At 39.5% G+C, this 24,247-nt stretch carries 18 protein-coding genes and 1 riboswitch; of the genes, 1 reads left to right on the top strand and 17 read right to left on the bottom strand.

The features are described 5' to 3' along the window. Positions 1–2: 2 nt before the first annotated feature. The 4 genes from FH508_RS02605 to FH508_RS02590 form a co-directional block, all read right to left on the bottom strand. Positions 3–1,289, bottom strand: coding sequence for a UDP-N-acetylglucosamine 1-carboxyvinyltransferase (locus FH508_RS02605; RefSeq protein ID WP_173478833.1), 1,287 nt, complete (start codon positions 1,287–1,289; stop codon positions 3–5). A 60-nt stretch (positions 1,290–1,349) separates the two neighbouring features. Next, positions 1,350–2,000 (bottom strand): fructose-6-phosphate aldolase, encoded by a 651-nt coding sequence (fsa, locus tag FH508_RS02600; protein WP_024362882.1) that lies wholly within the window; start codon positions 1,998–2,000, stop codon positions 1,350–1,352. A gap of 151 nt (positions 2,001–2,151) precedes the next feature. Further along, positions 2,152–3,006: a class II fructose-bisphosphate aldolase gene (locus FH508_RS02595; protein ID WP_173478631.1), complete on the bottom strand. Its 855-nt coding sequence runs from the start codon at positions 3,004–3,006 to the stop codon at positions 2,152–2,154. Positions 3,007–3,616: 610 nt separating this feature from the next. Then, the gene (locus tag FH508_RS02590; RefSeq protein WP_173478632.1) at positions 3,617–3,976 is read right to left on the bottom strand and encodes a response regulator; all 360 of its coding nucleotides are present in this window, start codon (positions 3,974–3,976) and stop codon (positions 3,617–3,619) included. 154 nt (positions 3,977–4,130) lie between these two features. On the opposite strand from FH508_RS02590, the gene FH508_RS02585 reads away from it, so the two are divergent. Then, positions 4,131–4,661: a DUF2529 family protein gene (locus tag FH508_RS02585; RefSeq protein WP_173478633.1), complete on the top strand. Its 531-nt coding sequence runs from the start codon at positions 4,131–4,133 to the stop codon at positions 4,659–4,661. A gap of 265 nt (positions 4,662–4,926) precedes the next feature. Here the strand turns inward: FH508_RS02585 and FH508_RS02580 are convergent, their stop codons facing one another. The 13 genes from FH508_RS02580 to FH508_RS02520 form a co-directional block, all read right to left on the bottom strand. Then, positions 4,927–6,519 carry a CTP synthase gene (locus FH508_RS02580; protein ID WP_173478634.1) on the bottom strand — a complete coding sequence of 531 codons (1,593 nt, stop codon included), beginning with the start codon at positions 6,517–6,519 and terminating at the stop codon, positions 4,927–4,929. Positions 6,520–7,224: 705 nt separating this feature from the next. Continuing rightward, on the bottom strand, positions 7,225–7,764 hold the full coding sequence (gene rpoE / locus FH508_RS02575) for a DNA-directed RNA polymerase subunit delta (protein ID WP_173478635.1): 540 nt from the start codon (positions 7,762–7,764) through the stop codon (positions 7,225–7,227). Between the two features lie 463 nt (positions 7,765–8,227). Further along, positions 8,228–11,476 carry a fused isobutyryl-CoA mutase/GTPase IcmF gene (gene icmF, locus FH508_RS02570; protein ID WP_173478636.1) on the bottom strand — a complete coding sequence of 1,083 codons (3,249 nt, stop codon included), beginning with the start codon at positions 11,474–11,476 and terminating at the stop codon, positions 8,228–8,230. Positions 11,477–11,698: 222 nt separating this feature from the next. Further along, on the bottom strand, positions 11,699–12,331 hold the full coding sequence (locus tag FH508_RS02565) for a TetR/AcrR family transcriptional regulator (protein WP_173478637.1): 633 nt from the start codon (positions 12,329–12,331) through the stop codon (positions 11,699–11,701). A gap of 3 nt (positions 12,332–12,334) precedes the next feature. Further along, complete coding sequence (locus FH508_RS02560) at positions 12,335–13,471, bottom strand: acyl-CoA dehydrogenase (protein WP_173478638.1); 1,137 nt, start codon at positions 13,469–13,471, stop codon at positions 12,335–12,337. Positions 13,472–13,575: 104 nt separating this feature from the next. Beyond that, complete coding sequence (locus FH508_RS02555; RefSeq protein ID WP_173478639.1) at positions 13,576–14,709, bottom strand: acyl-CoA dehydrogenase; 1,134 nt, start codon at positions 14,707–14,709, stop codon at positions 13,576–13,578. A gap of 134 nt (positions 14,710–14,843) precedes the next feature. Beyond that, on the bottom strand, positions 14,844–15,695 hold the full coding sequence (locus tag FH508_RS02550; RefSeq protein ID WP_173478640.1) for a 3-hydroxybutyryl-CoA dehydrogenase: 852 nt from the start codon (positions 15,693–15,695) through the stop codon (positions 14,844–14,846). Then, positions 15,695–16,900, bottom strand: coding sequence for an acetyl-CoA C-acetyltransferase (locus FH508_RS02545; RefSeq protein WP_173478641.1), 1,206 nt, complete (start codon positions 16,898–16,900; stop codon positions 15,695–15,697). Before FH508_RS02545 ends, FH508_RS02550 begins: the two co-directional genes overlap by 1 nt. 200 nt (positions 16,901–17,100) lie before the next feature. Further along, on the bottom strand, positions 17,101–19,335 hold the full coding sequence (locus FH508_RS02540) for a (Fe-S)-binding protein (RefSeq protein WP_173478642.1): 2,235 nt from the start codon (positions 19,333–19,335) through the stop codon (positions 17,101–17,103). 356 nt (positions 19,336–19,691) lie between these two features. After that, complete coding sequence (locus FH508_RS02535; protein WP_139860146.1) at positions 19,692–20,255, bottom strand: cob(I)yrinic acid a,c-diamide adenosyltransferase; 564 nt, start codon at positions 20,253–20,255, stop codon at positions 19,692–19,694. Between the two features lie 12 nt (positions 20,256–20,267). Beyond that, a complete protein-coding gene (locus FH508_RS02530; RefSeq protein WP_173478643.1) occupies positions 20,268–21,728 on the bottom strand; it encodes an adenosylcobinamide amidohydrolase in 1,461 nt (486 codons plus the stop codon). After that, entirely contained in the window at positions 21,725–22,726 is a 1,002-nt protein-coding gene (locus FH508_RS02525) for a FecCD family ABC transporter permease (RefSeq protein WP_173478644.1), read from the bottom strand. The genes FH508_RS02530 and FH508_RS02525 overlap by 4 nt, the downstream gene beginning before the upstream one ends. Beyond that, the gene (locus tag FH508_RS02520; RefSeq protein WP_173478645.1) at positions 22,723–23,691 is read right to left on the bottom strand and encodes an ABC transporter substrate-binding protein; all 969 of its coding nucleotides are present in this window, start codon (positions 23,689–23,691) and stop codon (positions 22,723–22,725) included. Before FH508_RS02520 ends, FH508_RS02525 begins: the two co-directional genes overlap by 4 nt. A gap of 206 nt (positions 23,692–23,897) precedes the next feature. Continuing rightward, positions 23,898–24,083: riboswitch (cobalamin riboswitch) on the bottom strand. Between the last annotated feature and the right edge of the window lie 164 nt (positions 24,084–24,247).

Here is a 24,247-nt window from a genome sequence, read left to right as displayed (position 1 = left end):
CATTACTCCTTTACCTCTGCAACACTCACCATAATTGTTTCACGTCGAATATCTGCGCCTAAGTCACGTAATTTTTCAATAAGTGAGCTATAGCCACGTTCAATATGATAGATATCGTGAATTTCAGTTTCCCCTTCTGCTAATAGGCCAGCTAATACTAATGCTGCACCTGCGCGAAGGTCTGTTGCAGTTACACTTGAGCCATGTAATTTACTTGGACCAGTAATTATCGCAGTATTTCCTTCTACACGTGCGTTGGCATTCATACGACGCAGCTCATCAATATGCTTAAAACGAGCCGTATAAATCGTATCTGTTATTTTTGAAGAGCCAAATGCCTGTGTCATTAACACGGAGAGTGGTTGCTGAATATCCGTAGGGAATCCAGGGTACACAATCGTCTTAACATCAACCGCTTGCAATGTAGATAGGTCTGTTTTTGGAACAAAAATACTTTCCTCACCTATATCAATTTTGACGCCCATTTCACGAAGCTTTGCAGTAATTGCCTCTAAATGTAGTGGAATTACATTGTCTATAGTAATGCCGTCGCCTACTGCTGCTGCCATAATCATAAACGTTGCAGCTTCAATACGGTCTGGAATAATTGTATGCTCCGTACCGTGCAGCTCATCAACACCTTCGATACGAATTACACTTGTACCTGCACCTTTAATATTGGCACCCATATTGGTAAGAAGTGTTGCTACGTCAATTATTTCAGGTTCCTTTGCTGCATTTTCAATAACCGTACGACCCTTTGCCCGTACTGCAGCCAACATAATATTGATTGTTGCGCCAACACTTGCGACATCTAAATAAATTTTAGCACCAATTAATTCCTCTGCACGTAAATAAATCGCTCCGTGCTCATTTGTAATTTTAGCGCCAAGTGCCTCAAAGCCTTTAATGTGTTGATCAATCGGACGTGGTCCTAAGAAGCAACCACCTGGCAAACCAATGACAGCCTTTTTGAAGCGACCAAGCATTGCCCCCATTAAATAATAAGAGGCACGGAGCTTTTTTACATTACCATTTGGCAAAGGTAGTGCAAGCATATCGGACGGATCAATAATCATTTTGCCATTGTCAAATTGTACTTCTCCACCGATTTCTTCTAACAAGGCTTTTAAAGTCCAAGCATCTGAAATTTCTGGAATCCCTCCAATTGTCACTGGAGAGTTCGCCAAAATTGATGCTGGAATTAAGGCGACTGCACTATTTTTTGCACCACTAACTTTAATTGTACCCTTTAGACGATTTTCGCCTGTAATTTTATAAACATCCATTTTGCGTTCTCCCTCATGATTGGAAAGTAATTTTTGCATGTGACTCACTTTATAATCTTATTATTCACCTTTTCGCTTATTCCAATCCGCTAAAAATCCTTCAATTCCTTTTTCCGTTAATGGATGGTGGAAAAGTTGTTTTAACACTTTAAAAGGAGTTGTTGAAATATGAGCGCCCGCAAGAGCTGCAGCCGTTACGTGTTGAGGGTGACGGATAGAAGCGGCAATAATTTGCGTTTCAATGTTATGGATTGTAAATATGTCTGAAATTGTTTCAATCAGCTCTACACCATTTTGACCAATATCATCTAAACGTCCGATAAATGGTGATACATATGTAGCACCCGCGCGCGCAGCCATTAATGCTTGGTTTGCACTAAAAATTAGCGTTACGTTTGTTTTGATGCCTTTGTTTGCAAAGAAGCGGCAAGCCTCTAAACCTGCTGGCGTCATCGGTAATTTAACGGTAATGTTCGGTGCAATCGCAGCTAATTCTAGACCTTCTTTAATCATCCCTTCAGCATCTAAGGCAATAACTTCTCCACTTACTGAGCCATCTACAAGCTCTGCAATTTCACGTAGTCGATCATGAAAAGAAACATTTTCCTCTTTTGCTACTAATGATGGATTTGTTGTAACACCTGATAAAATACCCCATGCATGTGCTTCTTTAATTTCGTCAAAGTTTGCTGTATCAATAAAAAATTTCATAATATTTCCTCCTAAACCCTATTTATTTATATTTTTAATTTTTTTCAAAAAAAGTTATTATTTCAAAAACAAGAGAAGGTCGATTACTAGCATCAACACTTCTCTTATTATGTGTATTCATCTTTGCTTTTGTACCATATAAGAAGCTTAATTATGCTTTTTGTGCACTTCCAAATTCACGGATTTTACCGATAACTGTTGATTTAATCGCTTCACGAGCTGGCGCTAAGAATTTACGAGGATCGTAAACTTCTTTATCATTGTCAAGAATTTCGCGAATCACTTTTGTAGCTGCGATTTGATTTTCAGTATTAACGTTAATTTTAGCAGTACCTAATGAAATTGAGCGTTGAATATCTTTTGTTGGAATGCCTGTACCACCATGTAATACTAAAGGAAGATCTGCTAATTTTGAGATTTCCTCCATTTCCTTAAAGCCTAAGTTTGGTTCACCTTTGTAAGGACCATGTACAGAGCCAAGGGCTGGTGCTAGGCAATCGATATCTGTTAATTCAACCATTTTACGGCATTCCTCTGGATCAGCGTACATAATACCACCGATTACGCCATCCTCGTCACCACCAACTGTTCCAAGCTCAGCTTCAACAGACACACCTTTGGCATGTGCATATTCAACTACTTTTGAAGTCGTTGCGATATTTTCTTCGAAAGGATGGTGTGAAGCATCAATCATAACAGAAGTAAATCCTGCATCAATCGCTTCTTTACACTTTTCAAAGCTAGAACCATGGTCAAGATGAATAGCAACGGGAACAGTAATACCGTAAGATTCCATCAAACCTTTTACCATGTGTACAACTGATATAAATCCACCCATATATTTACCTGCGCCTTCAGATACGCCAAGGATTACAGGTGATTTTTCTTCTTCTGCCGCTTGTAAAATCGCTTGTGTCCATTCAAGGTTGTTGATGTTGAATTGACCAACTGCATAACCTTCTGCCTTTGCTTTAATTAACATCTCTTTCATAGATACTAATGCCATACTAAAAATCCTCCTTTTAGGACTATTCTTTATACATAAATGTGCTATTTAATCATAGCAAAAATATAAGCACCTGAAAAGAAATTTCAGGTGCTTATATTTTAGCACCGAAAGCGAAGGGCAACGTAGCGACAGGTGCCTTTTTTTTCATAAGCACCTGAAAAGAAATTTCAGGTGCTTATATTTTCTGCACCGAAAGCGAAGGGCAAACGTAGCGACAGGTGCCACTTCAAATAAAAAAGAAATTTCGGGTGCTTATATTTTAGCACCGAAAGCGAAGGCAACGTAGCGACAGGTGCCTTTTTTTTCATAAGCACCTGAAAAGAAATTTCAGGTGCTTATATTTTAGCACCGAAAGCGAAGGGCAACGTAGCGACAGGTGCCTTTTTTTCATAAGCACCTGAAAAGAAATTTCAGGTGCTTATATTTTAGCACCGAAAGCGAAGGGCAAACGTTGCGTCAGGTGCCACTTCAAATAAAAAAAGAAATTTCAGGTGCTTATATTTTCTGCACCGAAAGCGAAGGGCAACGTAGCGACAGGTGCCACTTCAAATAAAAAAAGAAATAGGGCATATGTAAAAAACAGGCGGTGCTTGCCACTGCCTGTTTCTTATGTGTTCAATGTTTTATTTACTGCATCACGTACTTCAAAAATATCAAATGGCTTAGTAAAGTAACGAATTGCCCCTAAATCCAATGCTTCCTGTACTACATCTAGTTCACCGTAAGCAGTCATCATAAAGACAGGTAGCTGAGGCCATTTCTCTTTTAAACATTTTAAAATCTCTATGCCATCCATGCCAGGAATCTTCATGTCTAGCAATACACAATCCATGGATTCTTCCTCTGCGTAACGTAGTGCTTCAGCGCCATTAGCTGCTAAATATGTAACATAACCTTCTTTTTTCAAAACTTCATTTAATAGCAAACGAATTCCCTGCTGATCATCAACAATTAGTAATCGTTTCACATTGCATTCCGCCCTTTTTGAATTATTATTTTGCACAAAGAAATCTATATTATGTATTATTCTCCTTTTACAGCTTAATACCTTCTAGTATTATAAATTATCTACTTTTGCTTTATGCTTCACACATACATATAATATTGATTGAGGTGGAATCATGTCAAAAATACTAACAACACAGCTGAGCGGATTATTACAAAGAATAACACAAAGTGAAGAGGAATCTATTGAGGAAACTGCACGTTTACTTGCACAGGCGGCAATAGGAGAAGGAAATGTCTATTTTGCTTGTTTTGAAGAAATGCAAGTTGTCGAGTTAAATGCACTTCAAGGTGTTGAGCGTTTTGCAAAGCTACTCCCGTGGACAGCGCACACAGAAGTTAGTGAAGCTGATCGTATTTGTATCTTTACCCGTAGCGCACATGATCAGCAAGCATTAGCATTAGCCCAAAAATTGAACGAACAATTTATTCCATTTGCAGCAGTAGCTAGTGAAGTAGCAAATGCAGAAAATCCATTAGCCGATTTAGCGTATACATATATTTCTACTCGTATGCGCGGAGGGTTGTTGCCTAACGATTTAGGTGAGCGTATTGTTGTTCCACATGCGATTGCTGCCCTATTCATTTATGAAGCCGTGAAAATTGCTTATGATGAAATGCTTGGACTCGATGATGAGGAGCTATAAAAACTCCCAAAAAATTAAGGCTAGAAACAAAAGGATGTCTCGAAAATTTTCGAGGCATCCTTTTTAGCAACTTCGTGGAATTCCACTCTTCTCCCGCGGAATTACGGCTCGCTTTCGCGGGATTTCACCCTCCTTCCGCGGAATAAAGACTTACTTTCGCGGAATTCCACTCTCCTTCCGCGGAATAAAGGCTTACTCCCGTGGAATTAGGATTTTTTACTATATTAAAAGGATGCCTCGTTTAAACAAGACATCCTTTTTTATTTTATTTAAATGTTGCGCCGATGAAATCACGGAATAATGGTTGTGGACGGTTTGGACGTGACACTAATTCTGGGTGGAATTGACAAGCTACGAAGAAGTTGTTTTCTGGTAGCTCAATAATTTCCACTAATTTTCCGTCTGGGCTTGTACCTGAGAATACAAGACCTGCCGCTTCCATTGCCTCACGGTATTCGTTATTAAATTCATAACGATGACGGTGACGTTCGTACACAAGCTCTTGACCGTAAGCAGCTTTTGCTTTTGAGCCATCTTTTAACTTACATGGGTATAAACCTAAACGTAATGTACCACCAATGTCTACATTATCATTTTGATCTGGAAGGAAATCAATAATAGGATATTGTGTTTCCGAATCAAGCTCTGTGGAATGCGCTCCATTTAAGCCAAGTACGTTACGAGCAAATTCTACTGTTGCTAGTTGCATACCTAAACAAATACCTAAAAACGGCACATTATTTTCACGAGCATACTGAGTTGCTAAAATTTTACCTTCAACGCCACGATCACCGAAGCCGCCTGGTACTAAAATGGCATCAGCATCTTTTAGTAATGATACAACATTGTCTGCATCTACATGCTCTGCGTTAATCCAATCAATTTCGATATCAGAGTTAAACGCATAACCTGCATGTTTTAACGCCTCTACAACTGAAATGTACGCATCTTGTAATTCAACATACTTACCTACTAATGCCACTCTTCGTTTATTTGGTAGGCTCTTCACTTTTGCAACAAGCTCGCGCCATTCTTCCATATCTGCCTCTGGTGCTTCAATGCCGAAATGATCAAGTACGATATCATCGAAATCTTGAGCATGTAGATTTAATGGTACTTCATATAAATGCTCTGCATCACGAGATTCGATAATTTCATGAGGTTGAACGTCACAGAATAATGCTAGTTTTTCTTTCATCTCTTGTGGTACTTCTTGTTCTGTACGCACGACAATAATATTTGGTTGAATCCCTAAAGATCGTAATTCTTTAACAGAATGTTGTGTTGGTTTTGTTTTTAACTCACCAGCAGCTTTAATGTAAGGAATTAACGTACAGTGAACATACATTACATTGTTATGGCCTAAATTTGTTTTCATTTGACGAATTGCTTCTAGGAATGGTAGTGATTCAATATCACCTACAGTTCCTCCAACCTCTGTAATAACAACATCTGCATTCGTTTCACGTCCTGCACGTTGGATACGTTCTTTAATTTCATTAGTAATGTGAGGAATTACTTGGACTGTTCCGCCGTTGTAATCACCACGACGTTCTTTTTGTAAAACAGATTGATATACGCGACCAGATGTTACAGTTGAATGTTTGCCTAGGTTAATGTCGATGAAGCGCTCATAGTGACCTAAGTCTAGGTCAGCCTCAGCACCATCATCAGTAACAAATACCTCACCGTGTTGGTACGGACTCATTGTACCTGGGTCAATATTGATATATGGGTCAAATTTTTGAATCGTTACTTCTAACCCACGGTTTTTTAATAAACGTCCTAGAGATGCTGCTACAATCCCTTTTCCAAGTGATGACACAACCCCACCTGTTACAAAAATATACTTTGTCATGAAAAATTCCTCCTTATGTTGTACTGGATCTTGTTAGTAAAAAAAGGATATTGCGTCCTTCCATTCTGTCATATCGCTTACTGATTTACCTATTTGCAGGAAGGAAACGTAAACCTATAACACGAATAGTTGGACATGAATAAGAAACATAATGCTTTCCTATCCCTAAAATAAGAAAAGCCGAGAATGCCTACATTTAGAATGTAGTCGATTCGAAGCTGTAATCGTTTCTATATCTTTTTTACTTTTCTAAATTGTTCTTTGTAGTAAAACTTTCATAGCTAGCATGGCAGTAAGCAATCTAATTATGTTCTCCATGAGAAGCTTTACCATATAACTCAGTCACCGATTAATATACATAATGATTAGTTTACCACTTTCGTATTCAAATCATTATTTATTAGCATGGGAGAGCTTGACTGATGATTCATTACATCTCGGCGTAATTACTTCCGAATTTTATTCGAGCCTGGTCGAAAAGCCCCTTTTTAATTCTTAAATATTCGCCTTGACCTTTAACTTGATTCAGCAAGTTAAAAACAAAAAAAACGCCCCTCCTGCATAGGTTTGCAGGGGGAGCGTATTATATACACGGTCTTTCTCCTTTTTTTAAGGAGCCCAAGTAAAAGATTAAACGGAACCGTGTAAGAAGTCAAGAATTTTTAATACAAGTACTGAAGTAAGAAAATTCAAAGCGTAATCGTATTACACTTCTTCCTCTTCTTCTTCATCGAACTCTTCTTCCTCTTCTTCAATGAAATCTTCATCAATTTCATCCTCGATGTCTTCAATATCTTCTTCGTCGTCGAAGTCAATATCTTCTTTTTCTTCATCGATTTCTTCATCTTCTTCAACAAACTCTTCATAATCTTCGTCGAAGTCAATGTCATCTTCTTCTAAATCTTCTTCTAATTCATCGTCTTCATCAAGTGTAGCTTTAGATTTTTTCTTGTGCGTTTTCACTGATGGAGCTGTTTCTTCTTCGATTTGTTCTACTTTGAACCATTCGCGTAAGCCCCAACCAGTTTCTTGATTAAATAAGAAACGTCCATCAACATTCATATCAGTGTAGAATTGTAGTAGGCGTGATTTAATATCTTCATCACTATAACCAACAAGCTCTTTAATAATTGTAAGCAGGTCATTAAATGACACTGAAGCACGTTTTTCAGTTAAAATTGCATAAGCTAAGTTAATTAACGATTCTTCCGCTAATTGTTCCTTTGTCATTTCACGAAAATTCAATTCGTGCACTTCCTTCCTCTCATCACAATGGACGTTTTAAAATTATATAGTGCTTTATTTTCGGAGCGCAGCTAAAAAAGACCGCACAAAAGTAACTTTCCATACCATAAGCATAATACCCATTATATACAATGTTTTAGTCTCTTTGCTAGCTTCAATTACTGTTTTTTATATTACACATTTTTTTTATCCCTAGAAAAAATAAATAAATCGATAATAACAATAAAGGAATAGCGCCAATTTGCTTATTATACAGGAAAATTACTCCCAATACTAAAGCTAAAACAATAATGTAGTGAATTATTGATTTCATCCTCTACTGCGCCCCCTCTTTTTTACATTTCTATTATAGCGAAAATGAAAAGAAGTGCCTAATCGTATGACTAGACACTTTTAAATACAGCAGCATGTCGGATTTACCAGCATTTACATTCCACAAATTAGCAAATTAGCACCGATTGTTTTACATGTTGCGACGGAACTGCCCACCAACTTCATATAAAGCCTTTGTTATTTGTCCTAAACTCGCTACTTTAACAGTTTCCATTAGTTCTTCGAAAATATTCCCATTGTTTACAGCTACCTCTTGTAGGCGAGCAATAGCTGCTTCTGTTCGTCCTTCATGTTGTTGCCAGAACGATTGTAAATTACGAATTTGCGTTTCTTTTTCTTCAGAAGATGCACGTGCAATTTCCATGTTATCGATTGCATCATCTGTAGGCGGATTCGGATTTAAGTACGTATTTACACCGATGATTGGTAATTCTCCCGAATGCTTTAACATTTCATAATGCATCGATTCTTCTTGAATTTTTCCACGTTGATATTGTGTTTCCATCGCGCCTAGCACGCCACCGCGATCATTAATACGATCAAACTCTTCAAGCACAGCTTCCTCTACTAAATCTGTTAATTCTTCAACGATAAATGCCCCTTGTAATGGGTTTTCATTTTTCGCTAAACCATGCTCTTTTGTAATAATCATTTGAATTGCCATAGCTCGACGTACAGATTCCTCTGTAGGCGTAGTAATTGCTTCATCATATGCATTTGTATGCAATGAATTACAGTTATCCTGCAATGCCATAAGTGCCTGTAATGTTGTGCGAATATCATTAAAGTCAATTTCTTGTGCATGCAAGCTACGACCAGAAGTTTGGATATGATATTTTAACTTTTGTGCACGTTCATTTGCACCGTATTTATTGCGCATGACAACTGCCCAAATACGTCGGGCCACACGACCTATTACTGTATATTCAGGATCTAATCCGTTGGAGAAGAAGAATGATAGATTTGGTGCGAAATCATCTATATTCATACCACGACTTAAATAGTATTCAACATACGTAAAGCCATTTGCGAGTGTAAACGCTAGCTGGGAAATTGGATTAGCTCCAGCTTCCGCAATATGATAGCCCGAAATGGAAACAGAATAGTAGTTACGCACTTTTTTGTCGATAAAATACTGCTGAATATCGCCCATCATTCTGAGAGCAAATTCCGTAGAGAAAATACATGTATTTTGCCCTTGATCTTCTTTTAAAATATCTGCCTGCACCGTACCACGCACAACTTGTAATGTTTTCGCGCGCGTCTCTGTAAATTCTTCAACTGTCAAAGGTCTACCAAGCTCCGCTTCGCGCAACTTTACTTGCTGATCGATCGCTGTGTTCATAAACATCGCTAAAATTATTGGCGCAGGTCCATTAATGGTCATAGATACAGAAGTAGAAGGAGCACAAAGATCAAAACCAGCATAGAGCTTCTTCATATCTTCAAGTGTACAAATCGAAACACCTGATTCTCCAACTTTCCCATAAATATCTGGACGGTAATCAGGGTCCTCACCGTACAACGTAACCGAGTCAAATGCAGTTGATAAACGCTTAGCATCATCGTCTTTCGATAAATAATGGAAACGTTTATTTGTTCTTTCTGGTGTACCCTCGCCAGCAAATTGTCGCTTCGGATCTTCACCTTCACGTTTAAACTGGAACACGCCTGCAGTATACGGGAATTCACCTGGTACATTTTCACGATACACCCAGCGTAAAATTTCTCCATAATCAACAAACTTCGGTAGGACTACTTTCGGTATTTTTGTCCCTGAAAGACTCGTTGTTTTTAAAATTGTACGAATTTCCTTATCGCGCACCTTCGTTACAAATTCATCACCAGCATACGCTTCTTTTAAGGCTTGCCAATTATCTAAAATACGCTTAGACTCCGCTGTTAATTCATCACGGACACCATTCGCTAAAGATGTAAGCGATGCGACAAGTGCATCATCTGGTGCCTTTTCTTTCACTGCTGCGATTGCACCCTCTAGTTGGAATAGACGACGGGCAAAGGAAACTTGTTGTTCTGTTTTTTTATGATAGCCACGCACTGTATCTGTTATTTCACGTAAATAGTAACGGCGATCATTCGGAATAATAACATCCTGTTTTTGCGTTTTAGCAAATTGCTCATAGCCTGTTTCCCAATTGCTACCTGTTTTTTGGTTAATAATATGAACTAATGCAGCAAATAAAGCATTCGTTCCTTTATCATTAAATTGACTAGCTATCGTCCCGTAAACAGGCATTTTATCAATTGGTTCATCCCAAAGCTCGCGTGAACGTTGGTATTGCTTTTGCACCTGACGTAGCGCATCTTCTGAGCCTTTTCGTTCGAACTTATTAATGGCAATAACATCTGCAAAATCAATCATATCGATTTTCTCAAGCTGTGTCGGTGCACCAAATTCACTTGTCATAACATACATGGACAAGTCTGTGAAATTTGTAATTTCTGCATCCCCTTGACCAATTCCGCTTGTTTCTACGATGATTAAATCATAACCAGCTACGCGCACGACATCTAACACATCACCAATAGAAGCGGAGAGCTCTGTACGAGAACCACGCGTCGCCAAACTTCGCATATAAACTCGGTTGTTGAAAATGGCATTCATTCGAATACGATCTCCTAGTAATGCTCCACCTGTTTTTTGCTTTGTTGGATCGACCGATAAAATTGCTACACGTTTTTCTGGGAATTCTTTTAAGAAACGACGAATAAGCTCGTCTGTTAAAGAAGATTTACCGGCGCCTCCTGTCCCTGTAATACCTAAAATTGGTGTACCTTTTGAACGTTTGCGTGCTTCCTCTAACATTTTTTTCGTATCTTCATCATCATTCGATTCAGCTGCAGTTATTAAGTTCGCCAATAATTCTGGTGTCTCTGTCGTTAAAGCATTCAACTTTTCTAGATAGTCACCTGTTGCAGTTGGGAAATCAGTGCCTTTAATTTGCTCATTAATCATGCCTTGCAGCCCTAAAACACGGCCATCTTCAGGCGAGAAAATGCCCGCAATGCCATAAGCATGTAATTCCTTAATTTCACGTGGCAAAATAACACCACCACCACCGCCGTATATTTTAATATGCGGTGCCCCTTTTTCGCGCAATAAATCAAACATATATTTAAAGTATTCCATATGGCCACCTTGATAAGAAGATAACGCAATACCTTGAGCGTCTTCTTGAATCGCAGCATTAACGACTTCTTCTACAGAGCGATTATGGCCTAGATGGATAACTTCCACACCACTTGATTGTAAAATACGTCGCATAATATTGACCGAAGCATCATGTCCATCAAAAAGACTAGATGCTGTTACAAAACGTACGTGATTTTTTGGACGATACACTTCTACCTTTGTCATATGAAACCCCCACTTTCTCCCCTTAGTAAATCTTTTCATTGATGTTTGAAGCTAATTCGCTTGATACGAACACTTTCCGCAGGCAAGCAACGAGCTGCTTCCGCTTCACTTGTGTTCGTAATTTTTCAGCTATTATGAGCTCTCTGCCATACAAAATCATGAAAAAAATCGGTAATTGCAATGTCGCATTATGCAATTACCGACGAACCCCTTTGGAACTTATTAAAACCCCTTAATGCCTGAAATGAACAATGTTGTTTGCATTTCGATATACTCGTCGAGTGAATGTTGACGATGCAGCGCCCATTTACGGAACGCCCAGCTTTGTCCTTGAACAACTAAATTATTTGCTGCCAAATGAATTTGCTTATCAGTCATCGTTAGTTCTCCTGACTGCACACAGCGTTGCAACAGCCTCTCAAAAGTGGCAACCATCTCAAACTCTTTACCGAAAACATAGCGCTGTGCTTCTTTGGACAATGATTTCGTTTCTTGATACATAATTGTTAATTCATCGACCATGCTATCAATTTGTAAGAAATACTCACGAATCATTTCTTTTAACTCTTCTATCGTACCTGCTTTTATTTCATAGCTTGATAGTCGCTCCATCGCATGGTGGTAGATGCTATCACAAACAAGGTATAGTACATCTTCCTTCGTACGAATATATTCATATAATGTACCAATACTAAAACCTGCTGCTTTTGCAATCTCTCTTGTTGTCGCTCGATGAAAGCCTTTTTCTTTAAATAGCTTAATAGCACCTTGAATCATTTGTTCTCGGCGGATGGCAATGAGATTTTCGTCTTTCACGGTTGACTGGACTTGGGGCCTTTTGTTTTTTTCTGTCATAAATTATTTCGTCAACATACGTGAGATAACAAGACGTTGAATCTCTTGTGTACCTTCGTAAATTTGTGTAATTTTTGCATCACGCATATAACGTTCTACTGGATAATCTTTCGTATAACCATAACCACCAAAGACTTGAACCGCCTCCGTTGTGACGCTCATTGCTGTATCACCAGCCATTAACTTAGCCATTGCCGATGCTTTACCATATGGAAGACCATTCGTCTCTAACCAAGCAGCTTGGTATGTAAGAAGACGAGATGCTTCAATTTGTGTTGCCATATCAGCTAATTTAAATGAAACACCTTGGTTTGCTGTAATTGGCTTACCGAATTGTACACGCTCTTTTGCATAGTCAACCGCAGCATCTAATGCACCTTGTGCAATTCCCACCGCTTGTGCCGCAATACCGTTACGTCCACCATCAAGTGTTGTCATCGCAATTTTAAAACCTTCTCCTTCAGCCCCAAGTAGGTTTTCTTTTGGTACACGGCAATTATCGAAAATAATTTCTGTCGTTGGTGATGAACGAATTCCTAGTTTTTTCTCCTTCTTCCCAACAGAGAAGCCTTCAAAGCCCGCTTCCACGATAAAAGCAGAAGTACCGTTTTTCGCTTCTGGATCCGTTACGGCAAATACGATATATGTATCTGCTACTCCACCATTTGTAATAAAAATCTTTGAGCCATTTATAATATAATCATCGCCATCACGTTTTGCATAAGTTTTCATACCGCCTGCATCCGATCCAGATCCTGGCTCTGTTAAGCCATAAGCACCGATATGCTTGCCCTCTGCCATTGGTCGAAGATATTTTTGTTTTTGTTCTTCATTACCAAATTTAAATAGTGGCCAACCAGCAAGAGATGTATGCGCAGATAATGTTACGCCTGTAGAAGCACACACACGCGATAATTCTTCAACAGCTATCACATAGGCAAGATAGTCAAAACCTGCACCACCGTATTCTTCAGGCCATGGAATCCCTGTTAAGCCTAACTCAGCCATTTTGTCGAAAATCGCACGATCAAATTCCTCATTTTCATCGCGTTCCGCTGCTGTTGGTGCTACCTCATTTAAAGCAAAGTCGCGAATCATTTCACGTAATTGTTCATGTTCTTCTGTTAATTGAAAGTTCATTGTCCATTTCCCCTTTAATTTTAATGAATTTCATCTAAGACATCATTGGATTCCTTGCGGATGTGTGAGCATTTAACATACTCTTTACAATGGTGCTAAATCTATTAAATTAAATGTTTACTAATAACGAGTTTTTGTATTTCACTTGTACCTTCATAAATTTCCGTTACTTTGGCATCACGGAAATAACGTTCTACTGGATAATCCTCGGTATAACCGTAGCCTCCAAAAATTTGTACAGCTTCAATCGCTGTTTGTACGGCTGTGCGTGAAGCGAAGAGCTTAGCCATCGACGCTTCTGCTCCACAAGGTAAACCTTTCGCACGTAAATCAGCTGCTCGATACACAAGCAGTTTTGCCGCTTCAACAGCAGTCGCCATATCGGCAAGCTTAAAGCCAACTCCTTGTTGTGCTGAAATCGGTTTACCAAATTGCACACGCTCTTTGGCATAGTTGGTTGCCGCTTCAAGCGCCGCTTCCGCAATACCTAAAGCTTGTGCCGCGATTCCTATCCGTCCAACATCCAAATTAGCCATTGCTATTTTGAAGCCTTCCCCTTCCTCCCCAAGAAGGTTTCCAGCTGGTATTCGACAGTTATCAAATGTTAATTGGACTGTACGTGAACCATGTAGGCCCATTTTATGTTCATCCTTACCAATAATTAAGCCTGGCGTACCTTTTTCAACAATGAATGCTGAGATACCACGTGTTTTTTCAGCTTGATTGGTTGAGGCAAAAACGATATAAACATCCGCTTCGCCTCCATTGGTAATAAATACTTTTGAGCCGTTAATAACATAATCATCACCATCACGCACTGCTTTAGATTGAAGTGAGCCTGCATCGGAACCCGCGCCTGGCTCCGTTAAACAAAATGCGCCTAAATATTCACCAGCTGCTAACTTCGGAACATAGCGCTTTTTCTGCTCATCATTACCAAAATAAATAATAGGATTCGTCCCTACTGAAGTATGTACGGATAATATAACACCCATTACCGCACTCACTTTCGATAATTCATTGATAGCGATGATGTATGATGTAAAATCCATTGCAGAGCCACCATGTTCTTCTGGTGTTGTAATCCCCATTAAACCTAGCTCACCCATCTGTTGCAGGAGTTCTCGCGGAAACTCTCCTGCCTCCATACGCTCTACCCACGGTGCAATCTTCTCTTGTGAGAAACTTCGCACCATATCACGCATCATTAACTGCTCATCTGTAAATTGTAAATGCATCTATAATGTCACCCCTCTATGCTGTCACGTAGCATTACATTTTAATTTGCTTTAGCATTCATCGCTGAATCAAGCTATAGTCCTCAGCATGACGCCGAGGTGTAATTTATCCGAATCTTCCCATCCCCATAGGATTATTCGTAAACGTAAAAGCCTCTTCCTGATTTTTTACCAAGCCAGCCTGCTGCTACATATTTCCTTAATAAAGGGCAAGGTCTATACTTACTATCGCCTAAGCCTTCATGTAAAATTTCCATAATTGATAAACATGTATCTAAACCGATAAAGTCTGCTAATGTTAAAGGTCCCATCGGATGATTCATGCCTAGTTTCATCACATCATCGATGGCTTCTTTCGTTGCAACCCCTTCATACAACGCATAGATTGCTTCATTGATCATTGGCAGTAAAATACGGTTTGCAATAAAGCCTGGGAAGTCATTTACTTCCACTGGTGTTTTCGCCAGCTGCACAGTCATTGCTTCGACAGCTTTGTACACTTCGTCAGCGGTAGCTAAACCTCTAATAATTTCGACAAGTTTCATAACAGGCACTGGGTTCATAAAGTGCATGCCAATTACTTGCTCTGGTCTGTTAGTAACCGCTGCAATTTCTGTAATTGGCAGTGATGATGTATTTGTCGCAAGAATGGCATGTGCAGGTGCAATTGCATCTAATTGCTTGAAAATAGATTGCTTTACTTCCATATTTTCCACTGCTGCCTCGATAATCATATCTACATCACTAGCATCCTTTAAATCTAGTGACATCTTGATACGGCCTAAAATCGCTGTTTTTTCATCTTCTGTTTTACGGCCTTTTTCGACATCACGCGTTAAGTTTTTTGTAATTACGCCTAAACCACGCTCAAAGAATGGTTGTTTAATATCATTCAATAACACATCAAAGCCTGCCTGTGCACAAACTTGTGCAATCCCTGAGCCCATTTGCCCAGCACCAATCACCATTACCTTCTGGATTCCCATCATTCATGTCCCCTTTGTTTTGGTACTTCAATCATGATTGCATCGCCTTGCCCTCCACCAGAGCAGATTGCCGCAACACCGATTCCCCCACCACGACGCTTTAGCTCATGTGCTAGTGTTAATATAATGCGTGCACCAGAAGCCCCTATAGGATGGCCAAGTGCTACAGCACCACCATTAACATTCACTTTTTCTGCATCTAGGTCGGCAAGCTGTTTGCTAATAAGAGCCACTGCTGCAAAGGCTTCATTGATTTCAATGACATCTATGTCAGCTAATGTTTTCCCCGTCTTTTTTAGCAGGCTATTCATAACGAGACCTGGTGTTTGCGGGAAATTTTCTGGCTCAATTGAAATTTCCGCATGCCCAATAATTACGGCAAGTGGTTCTCTACCTTCACGCATTGCACGCTCTTCACTCATTACAACAAGTGCACATGCCCCATCATTGACGCCAGGAGCATTACCAGCTGTAATTGAACCATCCTTTTCAAAAGCTGGTTTAAGCTTAGCAAGCACTTCCTGTGTAGTTCCTGGTCTTGGTGCTTCATCAGTATCTACTACAAGTGGCTCACCTTTACGTTGTGCGATTTGCACAGGCACAATTTCCTCAGCAAAATAGCCTTGGTCGATTGCCGCAAGGGCGCGTTCATGACTGCGAACAGCCCAAGCGTCCTGTTCTTGACGACTTAGCGAAAATTCAATTGCAGCTTTATTGCCATAGCTTCCCATTGGTGGTCTTGCCTCATTGAAGGGACAAGTTAACCCGTCATAAAGCATTCCATCGACCATTGTTGAATCGCCCATACGGAGACCCGTTCGACCATTAAGAAGATAGTAAGGTGCGTTTGACATAGACTCCATACCGCCAGCGACAATCACTTCCTCGTCCCCTAAACGAATTAGCTGATCGGCTAACGTTACAGCGCGCATCCCCGACGCACAAACTTTATTAATCGTCTCTGTTTTGACCGCTACTGGCAAATCTGCTTTTAAAGCAGCCTGTCTTGACGGTATTTGTCCTTGCCCACCTTGTAAAACAGTACCTAAAATCACTTCATCTACTGCATCTGGTGCTATATTTGCTTTTTCAAGTGCACCTTTAATGGCGATGGCACCTAAATCACTTGCGTTAAGTGCGGACAGTGATCCAGCAAATTTACCAAATGCCGTTCTTGCTCCTGCTAAAATTACAGCTCTATTCAAGTAAAACACCCCTTTTGTTTTACGTTTCTCGATGAAGCATCAAAGCAATCTCCATTGACTGAACGCTCGCTCGACTCTTCCCGATAAAAAAATGGGAGTTATTAAGCAACTCCCATTTCTAATTAATCTTATTCTACAAAACAATTAATTATTGTGCAATTTATATTTTTCAGATAAAGAAAATATTTCTACAATAATTATTATTTCTCTGCGTTTAACTCCTCATTCTTGTTTGGTTCCTGAGTTTCCACTGAAGCTACTACTTCTTCTAGCACCTCTGCTGTTACTTCTTCGTCACTCTCTGTAACAGCTTTTACTTTTTCACCAAACACAGAGCGCTCTAATAATTCCGCAACGTCGAACGTACTAATTGTATCTTCAACCTCTTTCGCTTTCGTGCCATCTTCTAACATCGTTAAGCAGTACGGACATCCTGAAGATATTACAGACGCGTTCGTTGCTAAAGCTTGCTCTGTTCGTGCAACGTTAATGCGATTGCCGACATGCTCTTCCATCCACATTAAGCCACCGCCTGCGCCACAGCACATTGCCGTTTCACGATTACGTTCCATCTCTACAAGCTTGACGCCTGGAATGCCTCGTAAAATTTCACGTGGTGCATCATACACATCATTATAACGACCTAAATAACAAGAATCGTGGAATACAATTGTTTCATCCACTTCATGATTTAGTACTAAACGATTTTCCTCTATCAATTCATTCAGTAATTCAGTATGATGATAAACCTCGCCTTTCCAACCAAAATCTTGATATTCATTTTTAAAGATATTGTATGCATGTGGATCAATCGTTACAATTTTCTTCACATCATTTTTCTCAAATTCATCGATATTTGCTGTCGCTAGTTCTTGGAATAAAAACTCATTTCCTAAACGACGTGGTGTATCTCCAGAGTTTTTCTCTTTATTTCCTAAAATAGCAAACTTCACGCCCGCTTCGTTTAATAGACGACAGAACGCTAGGGCAATTTTTTGTGAACGATTATCAAATGCACCCATAGAGCCTACCCAGAATAGGTACTCCATTTCTTCGCCCGATTTTTTCAATTCTTTCACAGTTGGAATATTAATAGTTGGGTCTAGGTCGCGCCAGTTTTCTTTTTCTTTTCGGTTTAGACCCCAAGGATTTCCTTGACGTTCTATGTTCGTCATTGCACGTTGGGCATCAGAATTTACTTTCCCTTCCGTCATTGTTAAGTAACGACGTAGGTCAATGATTTTATCGACATGCTCATTCATAACTGGACATTGGTCCTCACAGTTACGGCAAGTTGTACATGCCCAAATCTCTTCCTCTGTAATAACGTCACCGATTAAAGAAGGACTATAAATATCCTCAATTACTGCCCCTTCAGCACCTGCTGCCATTGCAAGCTGATTGCCTTTTGTATTCGCAAAAAATTGATATGGCACCCACGGTTTTTGCTTTGTTACCACCGCACCTGTGAATGTTAAATGATCACGAAGCTTAACGATTAAATCCATCGGTGAAAGCATTTTCCCAGTACCTGTTGCAGGACACATATTTGTACAACGCCCACATTCTACACAAGAATATAAATCAAGCATTTGCTTTTGTGTAAAATCTTGAATACGTCCTACACCAATAGATGGGATATCTTCTTCATTTTCAGCATTTTCACCCGCTTCTTCAAGCGCCTCGAAATCTATTGGTGTCAATGTACCTGTGCGATCTAAACGATTCATGTACACATTAAGTGGGCTGACAATCAAGTGGAAATGCTTTGATTGAGGTACATAAATTAAAAATGTAAGTAAAATTAATAAATGGGCCCACCAAGAAATATAGAAAATCGTCGCTGCTGCCGTTGCTGGTAAAAAGCCAAAAATTGCTGCAATGCTAGAAGCAATGGGCTCAGTATAAGTTAAACCTTCATCATGCCAAATAAGGCCCATACCGTTTGCAAGTAATGTTGAAAGCATTAAGCCTCCAATAAAAATTAAGACAAGACCATTTTTCCAGCCTCGTTTTAAACGTACTAGTTTTTCTACATAGCGGCGATAAAACGCCCATACTACCGCAACTAATATCATTAATACTACTAGCTCTTGGAAGAAAGTGAATACGCTATAGAACATGCCAAGTGGTAAATGCGACCCTGGAGCTAACCCCTTCCAAATTAAATCGATAGCTCCTAACTGAACCATCAAGAAGCCGTAAAAGAACATAACGTGAATTAAACCACTTTTAGGATCCTTTAATAGCTTATTTTGACCAAACACATTCACCATTAAATAACGAATACGTTCTTGGACACTTTCATCAAACTCAACCTTTTTCCCCAGTTGTACGAATTTATAGCGTGTTTTTAACAGATAGATAAATAACCCTACTGCATAAAGCACAACCACGATTGTTAGAACAATGTTTGCAATAACTAATGGACTCATGGTTGGTCCCCCCTTTTAGTTTGTCGTAAATTTTCTCTCTTTGTGTTAAATTTTCTAGCTCATACGTAAATGTATGACATTCCACCACTATATTCACATTCTAATAAATGAGTGAGCATTCAGTCAACATAAAACAAAAATATTTCTGATAATTTTATATTCTTACATTTTATAAGAGAAAAAGCTACCCTGAATTTTCCTTCAAAGTAGCTTTTTTGTATTTTATTTTATCGTAACTACCTTTTTTTCGTACAATTACTAACGTTCTCTGTAAAAAGGTCATTTTAAAATATTTTTTAAAAAGTAAGATTATTCTAGCTCTTTAGCTCTAGACACGTATTACCGCTGTTCTTGCCTTATTTTTTAAACACTTTCCCACTACGAATATATTCAATATCAGGTAAATTTAAACGAGCATTCACAACACGTGCAGCAGCAAATAAATAATCTGACAAACGGTTTAAATATTTTTGCACAATAGTCGGTACATCTTGCACTTCTTTCATAAGCGTTACCATTTGACGCTCTGCGCGGCGGGCAACAGTTCGCGCAATGTGTAATGTTGCAGCAGCAGGAGCACCTCCTGGTAATATGAATCGCTCTAATGGTGGCGCTTCATCAGATAATGCATCAATACGTGCCTCCAATACTTCAATCGGCGCTTCAGCAAGCTTATAATGACGCTCCTTCATAACATTGGCCAAGTCACCACCTGCATCAAAAAGCTCATGTTGAATTGTTTCTAAATCAACTAAAATGTCTTTAAATAATTCGCGATCTAATTCGCTCACTGCCTTGCCGATAAAAGAATTTAATTCATCAATTGCCCCGTATGTTTCAACACGTAAACTATCCTTGTCTACACGCCCTCCAATTAAGCTTGTTTTCCCCGTATCGCCTGTTTTCGTGTAAAGTTTCATCCCTCTTCACTCCTATGCTTTATTTTTATAATTTTGTATTGCTTGAATCGTCGTCTCATAAACACCTTTACCAATGATTTTACCAACATCTGTAATCGGCCCACCATAGCGCATTTCCTCACCCTTTTGCGTTGCCGCAATAAGTAAACTATCTGTCGCAGTACCTGTTGCAATTGTATCGCTACGGTGATCGCGAATGTTTTCCATTTGCAATGCCTTTGTTTTTGCTTCATTTGCAGTCATCAGTGCTTGGAAAAACGCCTCTTCTGATAAACAACCATTGATGATGACCCACGTATTAATAGTACCAATATATGGCGCATCCTGTCTTTCGTGTGTGCGAGAGACATCAACAGCATTTCCAACACCCGCCGTGACAACGACAAACACACTACCGAAAGAAGTGCTATATTCATTAAGTGCATAGAGTTGTGTAGGAACAGCAGTTAGCATTACTACTGTGCTAGTTGCCGAAAAGTGTTCTCTCTGTAAAAAATCTGTGACCTCTTGTTTCACATCACTCACGACATAATCTCCTGGTACAGAGCGATTTAATAAGCAGTCATACCACCCTATTCCAGGATTATGAACAGCTGAAGAAACTGTTTTTAACGGAACATTTGATTTTAGCTGGATATAATCGGTTGTTACTTTAAAATCATCTTTCACAATGACTGCTCGTTGCTGATATTCACTTGATGATGGCATGATGGTAATTTGTGGTTTAGGTATTTCTGGATGGGCATATGTTGTCACTCTTGCCTTGTAGACGTCCTCAATTTGAGAGGCTATTAATACTTTATGTGGTTCACCTAAAGCATGTACACAGCCACTTTCCATTAATAATAATTCATCGCAATAGAGGGAGGCTAAGTTCATATCATGCAACACCATAATTACGGTTAAACCACATTCAATGGCTTCCTTGCGCACCATATCTAAAATTTGGCGTTGATGAGCAATGTCTAAATGATTTGTCGGCTCATCTAACAATAATACTTCCGCTGTCTGTGCTAAAGCTTGAGCTACAAAAACTCGTTGTTGCTCACCGCCTGATAGAAACTCCATTGATGTATGTTCGTAACGTGTGACGCCCGTTTGCTCCATGGCATATTGAACCGCTTGCTCATCTCTTTCTGACCACTGAGAAAAAAATCCAGTTTGATGTGGGTAACGACCAAGTGATACTGCCTCACGCACTGTATTGGAAAATGCATTGGCATGTAATTGTGGGAGGACAGCCATCTTTTTTGCCAGCGCGCGCGGACTGTACGTTTTAATATTTTTACCGTCCAATGAAACCGTTCCTGCTGTCGCTGGTAATATGCCACTAATTACTTTCAATAATGTTGATTTCCCACTACCATTCGGTCCTAATATACCAAGGACTTTCCCCTTCTCTACCGTAAAACTTACATCCTTGACGATTGGGATGTCCTCATAGCCACCTGATAGATGTTCAACGATAATCATACACGTACCCCCTTGCTTCTACGCTGCTTATAAAAAATATAAGAAAAGACAGGTGCACCAATAAATGCAGTAATAACACCTATCGGTAGCTCACGTGGAATAATGATCGTACGCGCCACTAAATCGCAAATGATAAGTAATGTTGCACCATTTAAAAACGATAGCGGCAGTAAATGACGGTGATCTGAACCCCAAATCATGCGGGTCATATGCGGCACAACTAAACCGACAAAACCAATTGTTCCAGAAACAGCAACTGCCGCCCCAGTAAGCATTGAGCCTCCTACTAAAATTAAATATTTGCTACGCTTTACATTGACCCCTAAATGCTTCGCTCGTTCCTCTCCGTAAAGCAAAACATTTAACTCACGTCTTTGCGTCCACAAAATAACAGAGCCAATGACAACAAATGGGGTAATCATTTGTACATATGGCCATCCACGCATTGACACCGAGCCGAGTAACCAACCTATCACTTGGCGGAGCTCTTCACCTGATAACGCTATCATTAATGAAATAAGCGAGCCTAAAAATGAACTAAATATAACTCCCGTTAAAATTAGTGTCTCCATTTTTAGAGAACGGTCTACTATTCTGGCAAAGCTCATCACAGCTACCATCGTAAGGATTGCCCCGATCATACTGAGCGTTGGCAATACATACAAACCGACGACGGGTAGAGAGATGCCAAAAAACAATGTCATAACAGCGCCAACTGAAGCACCTGAAGATACCCCAAGCGTATATGGGTCTGCTAACGGATTTTTTAACAATCCTTGAAAGGCGGCTCCCGCAATTGCCAATGATGCTCCTACAAGGCCTGCAAGTAATACTCGTGGCAAACGGATTTTCCATAAAATATTGGCAGCAGTTTCATCTGCCGCTTTATTCCAAAGTACTTCTAACGGAATATGAACCGAGCCTATTGATACGCCACACCAGATGCTAACGATAAGTAACGTAATGGCTGTTACATAGGCAATAGCTGTTTTTCTCACTCGAAAGCCTCAGGATAGATGGCTTTCGCTAACTCTTCAAGCCCATCTGCTAAACGTGGGCCCTGACGACTTGTTATATTTTCATCTACTTGTACAATCGCTTTATTTTTTACAGCTGTAATTGTATCAAAGCCTGCACGTTGTGGAATTTTCGTTAAAATATCGGGCACATAATTATAAGTGACCACGATAACATCTGGATTTTTTGTAATGATTTGTTCCGCATCTATTTTGAACCAGCCATCCGTATCAGCTGCAATATTTTCAGCATGAATCATTTCTAGCATCTCCTGCATAAACGTATCCTTGCCAGGTGTATAAATTTCTGGTTCATCTGACGTTTCTACAAAGACTTTCTTCGGTTGTACATCCTGCAATTTTGCTTCTATTTCCTCAACCTTCGCTTTCATATTGGCAATAATTTTTTCTGCCTCTGGTAGCTTACCAGTGGCGCGACCTAATTGCTCAATCGTCGTATATGTCTCATTAAAATCACGAGCGTTTGTTACAACAAATACTTTTACACCCGCTGCTTCCAGCTGATCCTTTGCTCCACCTAAAGAAGCTATACCTGATTCATGCGCAAAAACGATATCTGGCTGTAAAGCAATAATTTGTTCAATATTAAATTCCATACTGCCGACCTTTTCCTTGTCAGCTACCTCTGGTGGATAATCATCATAATCATTTACGCCAACGATTTTATCGTTTAAGCCAAGTCCAAATAAAATTTCTGTGTTACTTGGAATAAGCGAAATGATTCGCTCAGGCGGTGCCTCCAGTACAATTTCTTTGCCAGTAGCATCTGTCATTGTTAGCGGGAATGTTGCTTCCTCAAGCTGATTTGTTCCTTGTTGCTCCTGTTGCTCTGACGCAGTACTGTCGTCTTTCGGTTCTTGTCCACAAGCAACTAAAATGCCCATTGCTAAAAATGCGGATAAACCTAACTTCCAATATTTTTTCATTGTGAAACCTCCTTAGATTGTATGTGCATGTTTCAGCTCTGTTCAGTTGCATGATCGATATTATGTAGGTATTTCATTATTCGAACTCTCACCTTTATTTTCAATTATTATCGTCATTAGCTTTCTAAAACATAAAAAATCCCCTCGTCATCATAACGAGAGGCGGTGCTTGCACAAAAAACCACCATCCTATCCTCGTAGGCTGCAATGTATCGTTCTATAAAGGCAGGTCTCCTGGCTCGTGCTTCAAATGCTTTTTCATGCCTTCCCAAAAAAATTTCAGTGGCATTGATAGAAAAAACTCACACTTACAGTGGCGGGACCGCATCGGAATTACACCGATTTCCCTTTTCACTTTACTTTAGTAAAGAACCTTTATAATATTCAGTTGATTTTATTATACATGAAAATCGAAATAGATAACGATAAAAAAAGAGACCTTAAGTTAGCGTCTCTTTTTTATAATTATTGATTTCCAATGCATGCATGTGCTTTCCGCTTCAAACAATTCCTTTAATTGTTTGCGTGCCTGGCACACCGTAATCTGGATTGCCTG

This window comes from Lysinibacillus sp. CD3-6, from assembly GCF_006351725.2.
Classification (GTDB): domain Bacteria; phylum Bacillota; class Bacilli; order Bacillales_A; family Planococcaceae; genus Lysinibacillus.
The sequence above is the reverse complement of the archived record's forward strand: the minus strand, read 5'-3'. Positions and strand labels throughout refer to the sequence as shown.